The organism is Rhodococcus sp. C1 (genome assembly GCF_020809065.1).
Lineage (GTDB): Bacteria > Actinomycetota > Actinomycetes > Mycobacteriales > Mycobacteriaceae > Rhodococcus_F > Rhodococcus_F qingshengii.
In genome coordinates this window covers 5,361,720-5,375,849 of the sequence record NZ_CP078080.1, presented here as the reverse complement: position 1 = coordinate 5,375,849, position 14,130 = coordinate 5,361,720, and the positions used below count along the sequence as shown (strand labels likewise).

Below are 14,130 nucleotides of genomic sequence, written 5' to 3'. Positions count from 1 at the left end.
GGTCGTCACCTGGAACCGCCTTTCTGATCGACGGATTCGAGAAGTCTCGAGCGGAGGTCGGTCTTGAGGACCTTACCGGCAGCCGATGTCGGAAGGAGTTCTACCTCGACGACTTCGCGAATCTTCTTGTACGGCAGCACCTGCTCGGCGACAAACGCCTTGATCTGCTCGGCGTCGAACTCGGCGCCCGGAATCATCACGACGAAGGCTACGGGTTCCTGGCCGTTGCTCCCCACTTCGCGGCCGACGACCGCGGCAGTCGAGATCGCCGGGTGCGAGACCAGAATCTCTTCCAGTTCACGCGGATAGACGTTGTATCCCTTGTAGATGAGCATGTCCTTGGCCCGGTCACAGATGAAGAGGTATCCGTCCGAGTCCAGGTACGCGATGTCTCCCGTATCCAACCAGCCGTCGACGAACTGTTCTGCGGTGGTTTCCGGGTGTCCGAGATAGCCGTCGGTGACCTGAGGTCCATGCACCCAGAGTTCGCCGCGTTCGTTCTCGCCCAGAACGGTCTTCCGGTCGAGCTGATCGCGAATCTGGATTTCGGTGTCGAAGATCGGGAGGCCGACGCTGCTCTGCCGATATTCCGAGCCGTTGATCAGCGGAGCGGCCGTGACCACACAGGTGGCCTCGGTCAGCCCGTACCCTTCGACGACGAGCGCTTTGGGAAATGCCCGGCGGAGTGCGGCGAGCGTGACACTGTCGATCGGGGCGGCACCCGAAGACACGACGCACACGCTGTCGGTGTTGCGCACCGTAGCGTCGGGATGAACCGACAGTGCGTGCCACATGGCGGGAGACCCGGTGAGATAGGTGGCCTCGTGCTTTTCGATCAGCTCGAGCATCCGGCCGGGTTCGAACCGACCGGCAAACACCTGGGTGAGACCGGAAATCAACAGGAACGACGTGTTGAGCAACGAATGTGCGTGGAAGAGAGGGGAGACAACGATGGTCGCCCCGGTCCCGGGCGTCGGACCGAGAACGTCGAGGCCGTCGATGCGTCGAGGCGTGACGAGACCGTCAGGACCTGCTTCCAACTCGTGACCGGTTCTCCACCCACACATCTGCGTGATGTTGCCGACGACGTTGCGGTGAAGAACACGAACACCTTTGGAGACTCCGGTGGTTCCGCCGGTGAACGCGATGTGTGCGATGTCGTCGCTACGAACCGAGGCAGGGGTGAATTCGGTGGGTAGATCGGCGATGAAGGAGTCGAACGCGACGACCGACTCCGGTGTGTCGAGCGCGCCCTCGGTGTCCTGGACCATCACGATCGTACGCACGGAGGTTCCTGAAGCGGCCGCGAGCAGTACGTGCAGCTGCGAACTCTGAGTCACTGCAGCAACGGCGGACGTCTCCTCGATCTGCTTGCGCAGGCCGAGCTCTGGCTGCAGTGGGTTGACCAATGTGACTGTCGCCCCGGCCTGTAGGCATCCGTAGTAAGCCTGGAGGAACTCGACGCAGTTCCCGAGGTGCATCAACACCACGTCGCCGACGCCCACCCCGGCTTGCCGCAGTGCGCCGGCGAATTGCGCACTGCGCTGGCCGAGTTCGCGGAAGGTGCACGTACGCTCGCCGTCCACGACGGCGAGGCGGTCACCGTAGAGCGCCGCCATGCTGGGCGCCCAGTACGCCATGGTGGTATCCGGGTATTGCATGTTGTGCCGCAGTTGTGGATTGGCGATCACGCTGGTGCCCGTCACCGGGGAGCCATTCGGATAGCGCCGTCGAGTCTGATGGTCTCGCCGTTGAGGTAGCCGTTCTCGAGCATCGAGACGGCGAGCTGGCCGAACTCGTCCGGACGACCCAGTCGTGAGGGATTGGGAACAGAGGCTTCGAGGGCCGTGCGCACGTCTTCGCGTAGGCGCGCCAGCAGGGGAGTGTCCATGATGCCGGGAGCAATGGTGTTGACGCGGATTCCGCGGCTGGCGAGATCGCGGGCAGCGGTGACCGTCATACCGACGATGCCGGCTTTGGACGCTGTGTAGTTGATCTGACCGATCTGACCTTCGAATGCTGCGACCGACGCCGTCATGACGATGGCACCTCGCTCACCGTCCACGGCGTCGAGTTCCGCCATCCGCTCGGCGCCGAGACGGAGTGCGTTGAACGAACCGACAAGATTCAGCTTGACGACGAACTCGAAATCTTCGACCGATCCGGCTTTTCCGTCCTTGTCGAGAATGCGCATACGACGCCCGGCGCCCGCGCAGTGGACGACGCCGCGGAGGCCGCCGCGCTCGTGCGCCGCGTCGAGTGCTTCGGCGAATTGTTCGCTGTCGGTGACGTCGGCCGGGGCGAATTGTGCGGCAGCACCGAGATCGGCCGCCACCTGCTTACCGTCGGACGAAGGCAGATCGATCAACGTGACCTGCGCTCCGGAGTCGAGCAGCCGTCGAGCGGTTGCCAGGCCGAGGCCTGAAGCGCCGCCGGTGATCGCGGTGGAAAGTCCCTCGAGTTTCATGAATCAATTCTTCTTTCCTGCTGGATGACGTGTCGGCCCGAAAGCGTTGTCGGGTCAGATCAATTCGAGAATGGTCGCATTGGCCATGCCGCCGGCCTCGCACATCGACTGGAGACCGTAGCGAATTCCGTTGTCGCGCATGTGATGTGCCAGGCGAGTCATCAAGATCGCACCTGATCCGCCGAGTGGGTGGCCGACCGCGATAGCGCCGCCGAGCGGATTCACACGATCGATGGCTGCGCCGGTTTCAGCCTGCCAGGCAAGCGGGACGGGGGCGAATGCCTCGTTGATCTCGAAGGCGCCGATGTCGTCGATGGACAATCCGGAGCGATCCAATGCCTTTGCGGTGGCGGCAATCGGACCGGTGAGCATGATGACCGGGTCGTCGGCTGCGACCACTGCGGTGTGAATACGAACGAGCGGCTTCCACCCGCGTGCCCGGGCGTACTCGCTGGTCGTGACGAGTGTGGCGCCCGCCCCGTCGGAGATCTGAGAAGAGTTGCCGGCGTGGATGGCACCGTCGGCGTCGAAGGCCGGGGGCAACTTCGCGAGCGACTCCACACTTCCGCCTCGCCGAATGCCTTCGTCCTGGGACAAGCCCGCGATCGGAGTGATCTGCCCGGTGAATGCCCCTTCATCGGTGGCACGGGCCGCGAATTCGTGTGAGCGGAGGGAGTATTCGTCCAGAGCTGTTCGTGTGAGTGCCCATTTGCGGGCCATCATCTCGGCGCCGGTCCCCTGGCTGAAACCGTCCACCCCGTAGCGTTCGAGTACCGAAGCCGGAAAATGCTCACCGTTCTTGCTGGCGGTACCCATCGGTACTCGTGACATCGATTCGACGCCTCCGGCTACGACCACGTCGTTCTGACCGGAGATGACGGTGGCCGCAGCAAAGGAAACTGCCTGCTGGCTCGATCCGCAGGCCCGGGTCAGTGTGACGCCGGGAACGCTGTCGGGCCAGCCGGCAGCGAGTGCCGCTGTGCGGGCGATGCTTCCGGCCTGCTCGCCGACCTGACTGACGCAACCCCAGATCACGTCGTCGACCGTCGCCGCGTCGAGTCCGGTCCGTTCAGCGAGCGCACGCAGTACATGGGCGGACAACTCGACCGGATGGATCTCCGAGAGGGCGCGGCCACGACGGCCGATCGGTGTACGTACTGCGTCGACGATGACGGCATCTCGCATGTATCTCTCCTGCTGTTCGTGCCCGGTTCTGCGACTGTGCGGTCGGGGCGTGTCTCGAGTCGATCACGAGCGGGTCGACCCGGCAATGTCTTTCGGTGAATGGCTTTGTTAGCGAATGGCTATACGTGGAGTACTCAGCCTCGGATGAGCTTGCGATCGCGCTCGGGATTGGCGAAGACGAGGACCAGAACCGCGGCGATCACTCCGATGACGCCGATTGCCTGGAAGGACTGGGCGTAACCGTCGGCCGGGGTTGCAGCGTTGTCCACGATGACTCCCGTTGCGTAAGGAGCAATCAGGCCACCGATCGACATGATGGCGAGGAAGAATCCCATCGTTCCGGCAGTCTGCTGCGGCGGGCACAGCTCCGAGATCGCAGCGTTGATGAGCGGGAAGGTGATTGCCGAGAACCCGTAGCCGATCGAGACCATGGCGACAGCGACGATGGGGGTGGAGATCTGTGGCAGGAACAGGAGAATCGATCCGCAGATCAGAACGCCGACACAGGGAACGATGACGCGAACCGTACGAGAGGTGAAGCCGCGGCCGATCAACTTGTCCGTGACGGAACCGGAGGTGATCATGAGGACGAGACCGACGATCGAGGGCAGCGCGAACATCGAACCGGCTTGCATCGCACTGTATCCGAGGCCGACCTCGAAGTACGACGGCAACCAGGTGAGAACGACGGTGGTCAGCGCGTAGATGGTCGCGATGAGGAAGCAGCAGCTGACGAAGGTGCGGGAGAGCAGGATCTTGCGCCACGGAACGTTGGGCTCGGTGACCGCCTTCGTGGCTGTCCCGGCTGCCTCGGTTGCTTCTGTATCTGCAGTCTTGGTCGCCTTGACGGCCTTGCTCGTGTACGGGCCCTCGGACCAACCGGCCAGCCAGCAACCCATCCACACGAGACCGAGAACGGAGAGCGAGAGAACCGCTGCGCGCCAGCCGTAATGAACGGCGATGAAGGTCAGTACCGGCGCGAGAGCGATCTTTGCGACAGAGGCGGATCCGGCGAGCATTGCGCCGGGAAGGCCGCGCTTGGCCGGCGGGTGCCACGAGTACGCCGCGGTGTGCATCAGCGCAGAACTGGGGCCTTCGGCAAATCCGAGGAGCATGCGCGAGACGATCAACATCGCGAGGCTGGCGCCGAGAACGAGGGGGAGCATGACCACGGACCAGATTGCGGCCAGGATCAACAGCGCCCAACGCAGGGTCAGGTACTTGTTGAGCGGTCCGGCGAGGAATCCACCGATGCAGAACATCAGGAAGAAGAGCGAGCCGACCATGCCGATTTGCGAAGACTTCAGTCCGAGCTCACGAGCGAGGGGCTGAGCGATGATTCCGAGGACTGCCTTGTCCGCGTAGTTGACGATGTAGAGGAAAACGACGAGCCCGGTCATCGTCCACGCACGCTTGCGGGTACCGAAGACGGGAACTGCTGACGAATCTGGCGTTGCTGTTGCTTCGGGCTGGACGTCGTTACGCTGTGGCGCGATGGGGGTCACGTGGCGTCCCTTCGAGACTGGTGGGCGGATGCGATCGTGCTCGAAGCGCGGCCTCGAAGCGATCGATGGTGGTGTGTTTGCCGGCTGACTCATTCAACGTGTTCTGGATCACTTTGAGCAATGTCGCGTCGATGATCGGAACGATAGCGGTTGCCTATGTATCCCAGGTCAGGCCATATTGGTACGCCCTATCGGACGCATAGCCGATGAGTGTTGGATCGAATGCGGAACATTGAGGCAAGGTGAGATCAGGATCACCCTGTCCCCTTGACCGACTGGAGTTCATACATGCAGCGCACCGTGTTCAACGAGGATCACGAGGCATTCCGGGCAACCGTTCGCGATTTCATCGCGAAGGAAGTAACCCCGGTCCACGAGAAGTGGGAAGAGGACGGTCACCCGCCCCGTGACTTCTACCGACGACTCGGAGAGCTGGGCGTACTCGGAATTCAGGTGCCGGAAGAATACGGCGGAGGCGGCGAGAAGTCGCTCAAGTTCAACGTCGTCGTCGCCGAGGAAGTTGCTGCCGCCGGGGCGTCATTCGGCTCGCAGTCGGTGCATACGAACCTGATCCTGCCCTACCTGCTCGAGTACGCGAACGAAGAACAGAAGAGCCGCTGGTTGCCGGGCTTCGCTTCCGGAGATCTGATGTTCGCGATTGCGATGACCGAACCGGGAACAGGATCGGATCTGGCGAACATCGCGACCACGGCCAAGCTGTCGGAGGACGGTACGCACTACGTGGTCAATGGTTCCAAGACGTTCATCACCGGTGGAGTACTTGCCGACCGCGTCCTGGTGGTGTGCCGTACCGCGCCCAGCACAGCGGAGAACCGGCGCACGGGGTTGTCGATTCTGGTGATCGATACGTCGTCGCCCGGATACTCGGTGGGGCGCAAGATCAACAAGATCGGGCTCAAGACCTCCGACACTGCGGAGCTTTCGTTTGTCGACGTCAAGGTGCCCGTCGAGGACCGACTCGGAGAAGAGGGCGACGGCTTCAGCTATCTGACCCACAACCTGGCTCAGGAGCGGTTGACCATCGCGTTCGGAGCGGCCGCCACTGCCAGTGCAGCGCTTCGCTTTGCCATCGACTACGTCAAGGACCGCAAGGTGTTCGGCAAGCCGGTCGCGGCCTTCCAGAACACCAAATTCGTTCTGGCCGAATGCGCTACCGAGGTTGATGCCATCCAGCTGGTGTCCGACAACGCACTCGAATGTCATGACCGCGGCACTCTGACGATTCCCGACGCAGCGAAGGCGAAACTGTTCTGCACCGAGGCGGCAGGTCGAGTGATCGACAAGTGCCTCCAATTGCACGGCGGGTACGGCTACATCACCGAGTATCCCATCGCGCGTCTTTACGCAGACACGCGTGTCACACGAATCTACGGTGGCACAAGTGAAGTCATGAAGACCATCATCGCGAAGGATCTTGGTCTCTGACGCACTCTCGACATGTTGTCGGCCTCGGAACAAGTGTTCCGAGGCCGAAAACATCTTCCGGGTAGGTCAGTTCGCCGGAACCCCGACCACGCCGTCCGCGATCAGCGTCGAGGCGTGATCGGCGTTGGTTCCGAGGATGTCGGCGAGCACCGCGATCGAATCGCCGCCGACCTCGGAGGCGGGTCCGGTACCCAGGTGTGCGCCGTCGAACGAGGCAGGATTGGCGGCAGCCAGGTAGCTTCCGATTCGAGGTTGATCGAGTGCGGAGAACATCGGGTTGTTCTCCAGTTCGCCAGATTTCACCACTTCCTCGAAACTGCGGTACCTCTCGAACAGAACCGACGATGTGTCCAGCGCTGCAGCGATCTCGGCGCCGCTGTGTTCCCGGAACCAATGTGAGAACAGAGCAGTGAGTACCTCTCGATGACGGTAGCGATCCGCTTCGGTGGAGAAGTCGGCTCCGAGCGCAGCTTCGACAGCGTCGACAGCCGCCGTGGTGCCGGTGACCGACGCAAGGTCGCGGAAATGGCGGGTAGTGAGTGCAACGATCATGAACCGTTCGTTGTCGCTGGAGACGAAATCGATTCCGTACGTGCCGTAGACGGCGTTTCCGCCGGACTCGCGACTGCGACCGTTCACTTGTACCTCGGTGAGGTAACCGAGGGTTCCCGCGGTGGCCAATGCGACGTCTTCGAGTGGGAGCGTGATCCGAGATCCATGTCCGGTCGAGTCACGTTGGCGCACTGCGGCAGTGATCGACAGGGCGGCGTAGAGCCCGCATGCGACGTCCCAGGCGGGCAGTGCGTGGTTGACAACTCCGGCGTAGTCGGCGGGGCCGGTGATCTGTGGAAATCCCAAGGCGGCGTTGACCGTGTAGTCGACTCCGGGGCTGCCGTCGCGGCGTCCGAGGATCTCGAGGGTGATGACGTCGCTACGCAACTGGGCCAGGGAGTCGTGGCTCATCCACTTACGGCCGCCGGCGTTGGTGACCAGGATTCCGCCGCCAGGTCCCGGCGCCGTGACCAGTCGGCGAATCAGTTCTTGGCCGCGTTCGGCGCGCATGTCCACTGACAGTGACCGTTTGCCTTTGTTGAGTCCGGTCCAGTAGATGCTCTCGCCCTTGTCTGTGACGGGCCAGCGATTGTAATCGGAGGCACCTCCGATCGGGTCGATCCGGATCACCTCGGCGCCGAGTTGGGAGAGCGTCAGTCCGCACAGCGGCGCGGCGACAAAGCTCGAGACCTCGACGATGCGAAGCCCGGACAGCGGGCCTGGGCTCTGAGTCATGTGTGGTCCTCCGTGATAGAAGAGTGTGTGCTCATGCCATCAACACGGTGAAACGCCAGTCGAGAACCGGAGTTTGTGTTGCAGAAGCATTGTGGGAGAACACGAGCGAACGCAGTTGCACTGCGGTTCCGTGTTCGAGGGGCGACGAGTTTTCGACGTGCAGTTCGCTCGTGAGGGTATCGCCCTCGTGAACGGGTCCGGTGTGATCGCACGAGTGCCACCCGAGAACCGTCACCACGTTGGGCAGAGCGCGAGTCGCCTGGGCGAGTGCGATCCCGATGGTGTGGCCGCCGTAGACGAGGCGACCGTGGGCGCCGACGCGATCGTCGTGGTGCGTCGCTGCGATGTTCAAGCTCAGCCGGGCAAGTTCGGGTGCGCTGGAGACGACGTCGCCGCTGCTGTGGAAGACGGAGCCCACCAAATCGGAATCGAAGTGCCTGCCGGGTACCCGCTCTCGATACGTGTCGAGGTCCCAACCGTCAGGTGATACGTACGGAGCCGGTTCGGACGGACCGATCGCCCCGAGGTCGTCGGCGTGGCGAGTTCTCGCCTCGATCGGGTCGGGGCTCAGGGGGAGCATGGCGCAGCGGTAGAAGTCGAGGACCGTGTTGCCGTTCTGATCAGCAGACGTCATCCGTAGCGCGGCAAGTCCGGTGGCGCCGCGTCCCGGCTTGGCCGAGTTCTCGCGTAGACCGACAACCTCGGTGCGCGTGTACAGGGTGTCGCCGAGTACCGGGAAACGGTGGAATCGCAGTCCACGGTAGAAGAGGTTCGCCTTGACGTGGTGTGTGACCACGGTTGACTGGCCGATGGCGATGTCGGTGACCAGTCCTGGATTTGCCACTGGTGCACCGGAACCCGTGACGCTCGACGACAAGTGTGCGTCGAGAGGCAGGCGCATGCGGTCACCGAGGATCGCCTGATGGGAGGCGGCGAGTCCACTGGTCAACGTCACCGCGGGGGCTTCGTCGAAGATCTGACCATGGGTGAGCTCGTCGAAGTACGGGCCTCCCACGTAGTGCTCGCTCATACGGTGACTCCTTCGGCTCGGGCAAGCGTACGACGCGCTGCCACGGCCACAGCTTCGTCGAGCATCTGGCCGTCGAGTTGGGCGGCACCCGAACCCAGGGTTTCGGCTTCTTCGAGTGCGGTCAGTACCCGTCGGGCGTCATTGACGGCGTCGTCCGAAGGAGTGAATGCGGTAGTGGCCGAGTCGATCTGCGCCGGGTGGATGACCCATTTGCCGTCGAACCCGAGAGCGCTGGTCCAGTGCGCGGCGCGGCGGAAAGCGTCGTCGTCGGTGATGCCGAGAAAGGGCCCGTCGATGGCTGCGACGCCGGCTGCGCGGCAGGCGATCAGAATTCTGTCCTGGACGGCAAGCCAGTGTTCAGGCAGTGCCGAGCGTGAACGGCCGAGCGCTGCACCGAGATCGGCGTATCCGATGATCGCGGCTTGGAGACGAGGAGTCGCGCGGGCGATGGAGTCGGCATCCTGGACGCCGAGCGGAGTTTCGATCAGGGCTTGCAGGGTGGTGTGGTGCCCACCGGCAGTGAAGAGGATGTGCTCGGCCTCGAGTAGTTCGTCGGCGGACTCGACCTTCGGGACGATCACGCTCGTCAGCGATTCTCCGAGGGCGCCGCAGGCGATCAGGTCGTCGCGGGCCCATGGTGTGGTCAGGCCGTTGATTCGGACCGAGATGGTGCGCGCCCTACCGAACTCGTGCACCAAGGTGCTCACGAGGGTTCGCGCCAGGTTCTTGTTCGCCGAAGTGACGGCATCTTCGAGGTCGAGAATCACCTCGTCTGCGTTCGAGAAGAGTGCTTTGCGTGCCTTGCGCTCGTCTGAACCCGGCGCGACCAGGGACGCGCGACGTCTGGTGGCGCGGTAGTGGTTCTCGTCCATAGTGTGTCGATTACCTCGATCTGGAAATCAAATGTACGGCCAGTTGTGAAGTGGATGAGCTGCCGTGAACGGCGTTGATGTGCACCGAACTGCCTCGATGCTGGCAGTTGCTGCGTATCGATGTCAAGGCGCGGTATTGACATTGCGCGAACAATATCGAAATATGGCCGTACAAACTTATTTCAAGTCGAGGCGGATTCATGCTCAAGCTCAACGACGAAGAGACATTCCTGATCGAAACCGTGCGCCGGTTCGTCGACCGAGAGGTCAAGCCCACGGTCCAGGAGGTGGAGCACGCGAACGAGTATCCCGAGAAGTGGATCGATCAGATGAAGCAGATCGGGATCTACGGGCTCGCGATTCCCGAGGAGTACGGCGGATCGCCGGTGTCCATGCCCTGTTATGCGCAGGTGACGCAGGAACTGTCACGCGGATGGATGTCCCTGGCGGGGGCGATGGGCGGTCACACGGTGGTCGCGAAACTCATCTCGCTGTTCGGTACCGAAGAGCAGAAGGTGAAGTACCTGCCGCGAATGGCAACCGGCGAGATCCGGGCAACGATGGCCCTCACCGAGCCCGGCGGAGGTTCCGATCTGCAGGCCATGACAACCAACGCCAAGAGCGACGGCACAGATCTGGTCGTCAACGGCGCCAAGACATGGATCACCAATGCCCGCCGATCCGGCGTGATCGCCTTGCTGTGCAAGACCGATCCAAGCGCAAGCCCTCGTCATGCGGGCATCTCGATCGTTCTCGTCGAGCACGGCGAAGGGCTGACCGTCTCCCGCGACCTCCCGAAGCTCGGATACAAGGGCGTCGAGAGTTGTGAACTGTCCTTCGACAATTACCGCATCTCCGAGTCGGCCATTCTGGGCGGTACTCCCGGAAAGGGCTTCGGGCAGATGATGAAGGGACTCGAGACCGGCCGTATCCAGGTGGCTTGCCGCGCACTGGGCGTCGCCACGGCCGCACTCGAGGATTCACTTGCCTACGCGCAGCAGCGCGAGAGCTTCGGCCAGCCGATCTGGAAGCACCAGTCGATCGGCAATTACCTCGCCGACATGGCAACGAAGCTGACGGCCGCACGGCAGCTGACGTGGCACGCGGCGCAGATGTACGACAGCGGCGAGCGGTGCGACATGGAGGCAGGCATGGCCAAGCTGTACGCCTCCGAGGTGGCGATGGAAATCGCTTTGTCCGCCGTCCGCATCCACGGCGGTTACGGCTATTCGACGGAGTACGACGTCGAGCGGTATTTCCGTGATGCACCACTGATGATCGTCGGGGAGGGAACCAACGAAATTCAGCGCAACGTGATCGTTTCGCAGCTGGTTGCCCGCGGCGGTCTGTGACGGATCGGTGAGCAAGTAGGATCATGTCGCTATGAGCGGTAAGGAAAGAGAGACGGAGCCGGCGTACCAACGCCTCTCTCGTGAGCTTCGTCAGCAGATCTCTGCCGGTACCTACCGCGACGGCATTCAACTGCCCACCGAATCCGAACTGGCGCAGCATCACGGCGTGAGTCGGCAGACGGTCCGCCGAGCCTTTCACGATCTGGTTGCCGAGGGCATCGTGTACCGAGTACCCGGGCGCGGAACGTTCGTGACCGAGAACAGCGGCCGCTATCTCCGTCATCTCGGATCCATCGAAGATCTCATGAACCTTTCGCGGGACACGACGATGGAAGTTGTGTCACCGCTGCACCGGCGCGTGGACATCGAGGCGGCCAGTCGGCTTCGGCTCGACACCGACGTCGTGTACACCGTGGTCTTCCGGCGGATACACGAGGGAGTTCCGTTCGTGCAGACGACGGCGCATCTGCCGGAGGCGATCGCGCGGCAGATCATCGACCTGCCCGCCATGGCGGCCGGTGCGGTGAGCGCCAATACGGTGATCGGCTTGCTGGAACCGCTGATCGACAGTCCGATTGTCGAAGCAGCACAATCGATCACGGTGTCCCCGGCCACGGCGGACGTTGCCAGGGACGTCGATTGCGAAATCGGCCACGCCATGTTGCGGGTGGACCGTTTGTACTCCAACGCGCAGGGCGTTGCCAACGAGTTGTCGGTGAGCTATTTCTTGCCGGAGCAGTACACGTATCGGGTCACGCTGCGCCGCGGCGCACATTGACGCTGCGCCGCGGCGCACATTAGCGCTGCACTTTTCTTTGCTGTTCAACACCTTTCAGGAGAGAACTATGCGAATTTTCAACGGAATCGACGAAGTAGAGACGGCTGTCGGTGAGCACTTGGGCTACAGCGCGTGGTTCCCGGTCACACAGGATCGGATCGACAAGTTCGCCGACGCCACCGAGGATCACCAGTGGATTCACGTGGATCCCGAGCGCGCAGCGCAGGGTCCGTACGGCGGCACCATCGCCCACGGCTATCTGACTCTTTCGTTGTTGCCGGTGCTCGGCGCTCAGGTGATGCGTGTCGACGGAATCTCCATGACCGTGAACTACGGAAGCAACAAGGTGCGATTCCCCGAACCGGTCAAGGTCGGTTCTTCGGTGCGGGCAGGTGCGGAGATTCTTTCCTTCGAGCGCACCGCGAAGGGCGCGACGATAGTCGTGCGGTACACGATCGAAATCGAAGGAGCGGGTAAACCTGCGCTGGTAGCGGATACCGTGCGCCTGTTGGTCTCCTGAATCCTTTTCCATTCTTCCAGAACGAGATTCGAGGTCAGTTGTGAAACGAGCAGCATTGGTCGCGCCGGTCAGAACCGCGGTGGGCCGTTTCGGAGGGGCACTTCGTGACGTGCCTGCGGAAAGTCTGGCTGCCACCGTCGTCAAGGAGACCGTGCGTCGTAGCGGAATCGATCCGTCCCGCATCGACGACGTCGCGATGGGGCAGTCGTATGCCAATTCGGAGGCACCGTGCATCGGAAGGTGGGCGGCGCTCGAGGCCGGGTTGCCGATCTCGGTAGCCGGCTTCCAGACGGATCGCCGATGTGGAACGGGTCTGCAGGCCATCGTTTCCGCGGCCATGATGGTCCAGACGGGTGCGGCCGACGTGGTTCTCGCGGGTGGCGTCGAATCGATGAGCGGGATCGAGCACTACACCACCGGAGCGCGGTGGGGCACCAGATCCGGTGGGCTGCAACTGTTCGACCGCCTCGATCGTGGCCGCGAGCGCTCGCACCCCGAGTGGCGATTCGGTCGGATCAGCGGAATGATCGAAACGGCCGAGAACGTCGCGACACGCTGCGGGATCACGCGGGAAGAGTCGGACACCTTCGCCGTCGACAGCCACCGAAAGGCAACACTGGCAAGAGAATCCGGCCGCTTCGATGCCGAAATCGTCGCCGTCGAACTGACGGATCGAAAAGGGAACGTCACACAGTTTCGTGCTGACGAGGGGATTCGTCCGGATACCTCACTCGAAACCCTGGCACGGCTGCGTGCGGTGACCGAGGGAGGCGTCGTGACCGCCGGTAACGCCAGCCAGCAGAACGACGCTGCGGCAGCGATGTTGGTTGTCGCCGAGGATCGTCTGGACGAGCTGGGGCTGGAACCCATCGGGTTCCTCGACAGTTGGGCCGCGGCCGGTTGTGAACCGGCGCTGATGGGCCTCGGGCCGGTTGCCGCCGTCTCGAAACTGTTTGCTCGCACCGGGGCACGCTTTGCCGATTTCGATCTGGTCGAGCTGAACGAGGCGTTTGCGTGCCAGGTTCTCGGCGTCGTGAAGGAATGGGGATTCGAGGACCTCGATCGCCTGAACGTCAACGGTTCCGGCATCTCGCTCGGGCACCCCGTGGGAGCGACGGGTGCGCGTATGGCAACAACCGCGCTTCACGAACTCGGCCGACGCGGCGGCGGAAAAGCGCTGTTGACCATGTGTATCGGCGGTGGCCAGGGTATGGCGGCCGTGGTGGAGTCTGCCTGACGAGGTTCGCTTCTGGGTACACTTGCGGCGGGGGATCGGAAGTTCTACGGAGGCAGTCGGTTGACGAATGCAGGCGCAGCAGACACCAGTGGCGCGCTGAGCGTCGAGGATGTTCGTCGCGCCAGGGCCGCACTCGAGGGGCTCGATGTCACCAGTTGGTCCGGTCGCTTCGAGCTTCTCTCCGACACCAACCGTCTGCGTCTGTTGCTCTGCCTTCATCACGCACCGGGTATCTGCGTCACGGATTTGTCCGTGGCGCTGGGGATGAGCGGCACAGCCGTCTCACATGCGCTGCGGCTACTGCGTAGCCAGGGGTGGGTGAGCGCGACCCGCGACGGCCGATCGATGCGATACCAACTGGCGGACGACACCGTTCACCAGCTGCTGCATTCGATCGGCGCCACACATTTTCACGACGAGACACCCACCCCCGGGCACACGCACAGCTGAG

Annotated in this window: 13 protein-coding genes; 6 read left to right on the top strand and 7 right to left on the bottom strand. The window is 62.8% G+C overall.

Translation table 11 applies throughout. From position 1 onward, the window contains the following. Positions 1-5 precede the first annotated feature (5 nt). From KTR60_RS24740 to KTR60_RS24725, 4 genes are all read right to left on the bottom strand, one after another. Positions 6-1,661 (bottom strand): class I adenylate-forming enzyme family protein, encoded by a 1,656-nt coding sequence (locus KTR60_RS24740; RefSeq protein WP_167349881.1) that lies wholly within the window; start codon positions 1,659-1,661, stop codon positions 6-8. Between the two features lie 41 nt (positions 1,662-1,702). Next, a complete protein-coding gene (locus tag KTR60_RS24735) occupies positions 1,703-2,467 on the bottom strand; it encodes an SDR family NAD(P)-dependent oxidoreductase (protein WP_064074255.1) in 765 nt (254 codons plus the stop codon). Between the two features lie 54 nt (positions 2,468-2,521). Then, positions 2,522-3,652 carry a thiolase family protein gene (locus tag KTR60_RS24730; protein WP_064114216.1) on the bottom strand — a complete coding sequence of 377 codons (1,131 nt, stop codon included), beginning with the start codon at positions 3,650-3,652 and terminating at the stop codon, positions 2,522-2,524. A gap of 134 nt (positions 3,653-3,786) precedes the next feature. Next, the gene (locus KTR60_RS24725) at positions 3,787-5,250 is read right to left on the bottom strand and encodes an MFS transporter (protein WP_174519483.1); all 1,464 of its coding nucleotides are present in this window, start codon (positions 5,248-5,250) and stop codon (positions 3,787-3,789) included. Positions 5,251-5,445: 195 nt separating this feature from the next. Between KTR60_RS24725 and KTR60_RS24720 the strand changes: the two genes are divergently transcribed. After that, the gene (locus KTR60_RS24720) at positions 5,446-6,603 is read left to right on the top strand and encodes an acyl-CoA dehydrogenase family protein (RefSeq protein ID WP_003940617.1); all 1,158 of its coding nucleotides are present in this window, start codon (positions 5,446-5,448) and stop codon (positions 6,601-6,603) included. Positions 6,604-6,669: 66 nt separating this feature from the next. Here KTR60_RS24720 and KTR60_RS24715 read toward each other — a convergent pair whose 3' ends face one another. The 3 genes from KTR60_RS24715 to KTR60_RS24705 are packed head-to-tail and all read right to left on the bottom strand — an operon-like array spanning position 6,670 to position 9,792. Further along, the gene (locus KTR60_RS24715) at positions 6,670-7,890 is read right to left on the bottom strand and encodes a CoA transferase (protein WP_064114217.1); all 1,221 of its coding nucleotides are present in this window, start codon (positions 7,888-7,890) and stop codon (positions 6,670-6,672) included. Positions 7,891-7,921: 31 nt separating this feature from the next. Continuing rightward, positions 7,922-8,920, bottom strand: coding sequence for a MaoC family dehydratase (locus tag KTR60_RS24710; RefSeq protein WP_030537188.1), 999 nt, complete (start codon positions 8,918-8,920; stop codon positions 7,922-7,924). Further along, on the bottom strand, positions 8,917-9,792 hold the full coding sequence (locus tag KTR60_RS24705) for an HpcH/HpaI aldolase/citrate lyase family protein (RefSeq protein ID WP_228401346.1): 876 nt from the start codon (positions 9,790-9,792) through the stop codon (positions 8,917-8,919). Before KTR60_RS24705 ends, KTR60_RS24710 begins: the two co-directional genes overlap by 4 nt. 200 nt (positions 9,793-9,992) lie before the next feature. Between KTR60_RS24705 and KTR60_RS24700 the strand changes: the two genes are divergently transcribed. The 5 genes from KTR60_RS24700 (at position 9,993) to KTR60_RS24680 (ending at position 14,129) form a co-directional block, all read left to right on the top strand. Further along, on the top strand, positions 9,993-11,144 hold the full coding sequence (locus KTR60_RS24700; protein ID WP_003940468.1) for an acyl-CoA dehydrogenase family protein: 1,152 nt from the start codon (positions 9,993-9,995) through the stop codon (positions 11,142-11,144). A 31-nt stretch (positions 11,145-11,175) separates the two neighbouring features. Further along, positions 11,176-11,922 carry a GntR family transcriptional regulator gene (locus tag KTR60_RS24695; RefSeq protein ID WP_042448526.1) on the top strand — a complete coding sequence of 249 codons (747 nt, stop codon included), beginning with the start codon at positions 11,176-11,178 and terminating at the stop codon, positions 11,920-11,922. A 67-nt stretch (positions 11,923-11,989) separates the two neighbouring features. Continuing rightward, positions 11,990-12,442, top strand: coding sequence for a MaoC family dehydratase (locus KTR60_RS24690; RefSeq protein ID WP_003940415.1), 453 nt, complete (start codon positions 11,990-11,992; stop codon positions 12,440-12,442). A 40-nt stretch (positions 12,443-12,482) separates the two neighbouring features. Beyond that, positions 12,483-13,679, top strand: coding sequence for an acetyl-CoA C-acetyltransferase (locus tag KTR60_RS24685; protein WP_064114110.1), 1,197 nt, complete (start codon positions 12,483-12,485; stop codon positions 13,677-13,679). A gap of 60 nt (positions 13,680-13,739) precedes the next feature. Beyond that, complete coding sequence (locus KTR60_RS24680; protein ID WP_003940184.1) at positions 13,740-14,129, top strand: ArsR/SmtB family transcription factor; 390 nt, start codon at positions 13,740-13,742, stop codon at positions 14,127-14,129. Position 14,130: the final 1 nt, after the last annotated feature.

What these genes read in the sequence shown, in the direction of transcription:
- KTR60_RS24725 (WP_174519483.1), bottom strand. Translation starts at nt 5,250, where the DNA reads ATGAGTCAGCCGGCAAACACACCACCATCGATCGCTTCGAGGCCGCGC.
- KTR60_RS24710 (WP_030537188.1), bottom strand. Translation starts at nt 8,920, where the DNA reads ATGAGCGAGCACTACGTGGGAGGCCCGTACTTCGACGAGCTCACCCAT.
- KTR60_RS24690 (WP_003940415.1), top strand. Translation starts at nt 11,990, where the DNA reads ATGCGAATTTTCAACGGAATCGACGAAGTAGAGACGGCTGTCGGTGAG.
- KTR60_RS24700 (WP_003940468.1), top strand. Translation starts at nt 9,993, where the DNA reads ATGCTCAAGCTCAACGACGAAGAGACATTCCTGATCGAAACCGTGCGC.
- KTR60_RS24695 (WP_042448526.1), top strand. Translation starts at nt 11,176, where the DNA reads ATGAGCGGTAAGGAAAGAGAGACGGAGCCGGCGTACCAACGCCTCTCT.
- KTR60_RS24730 (WP_064114216.1), bottom strand. Translation starts at nt 3,652, where the DNA reads ATGCGAGATGCCGTCATCGTCGACGCAGTACGTACACCGATCGGCCGT.
- KTR60_RS24720 (WP_003940617.1), top strand. Translation starts at nt 5,446, where the DNA reads ATGCAGCGCACCGTGTTCAACGAGGATCACGAGGCATTCCGGGCAACC.
- KTR60_RS24715 (WP_064114217.1), bottom strand. Translation starts at nt 7,890, where the DNA reads ATGACTCAGAGCCCAGGCCCGCTGTCCGGGCTTCGCATCGTCGAGGTC.
- KTR60_RS24735 (WP_064074255.1), bottom strand. Translation starts at nt 2,467, where the DNA reads ATGAAACTCGAGGGACTTTCCACCGCGATCACCGGCGGCGCTTCAGGC.
- KTR60_RS24740 (WP_167349881.1), bottom strand. Translation starts at nt 1,661, where the DNA reads ATGCAATACCCGGATACCACCATGGCGTACTGGGCGCCCAGCATGGCG.
- KTR60_RS24705 (WP_228401346.1), bottom strand. Translation starts at nt 9,792, where the DNA reads ATGGACGAGAACCACTACCGCGCCACCAGACGTCGCGCGTCCCTGGTC.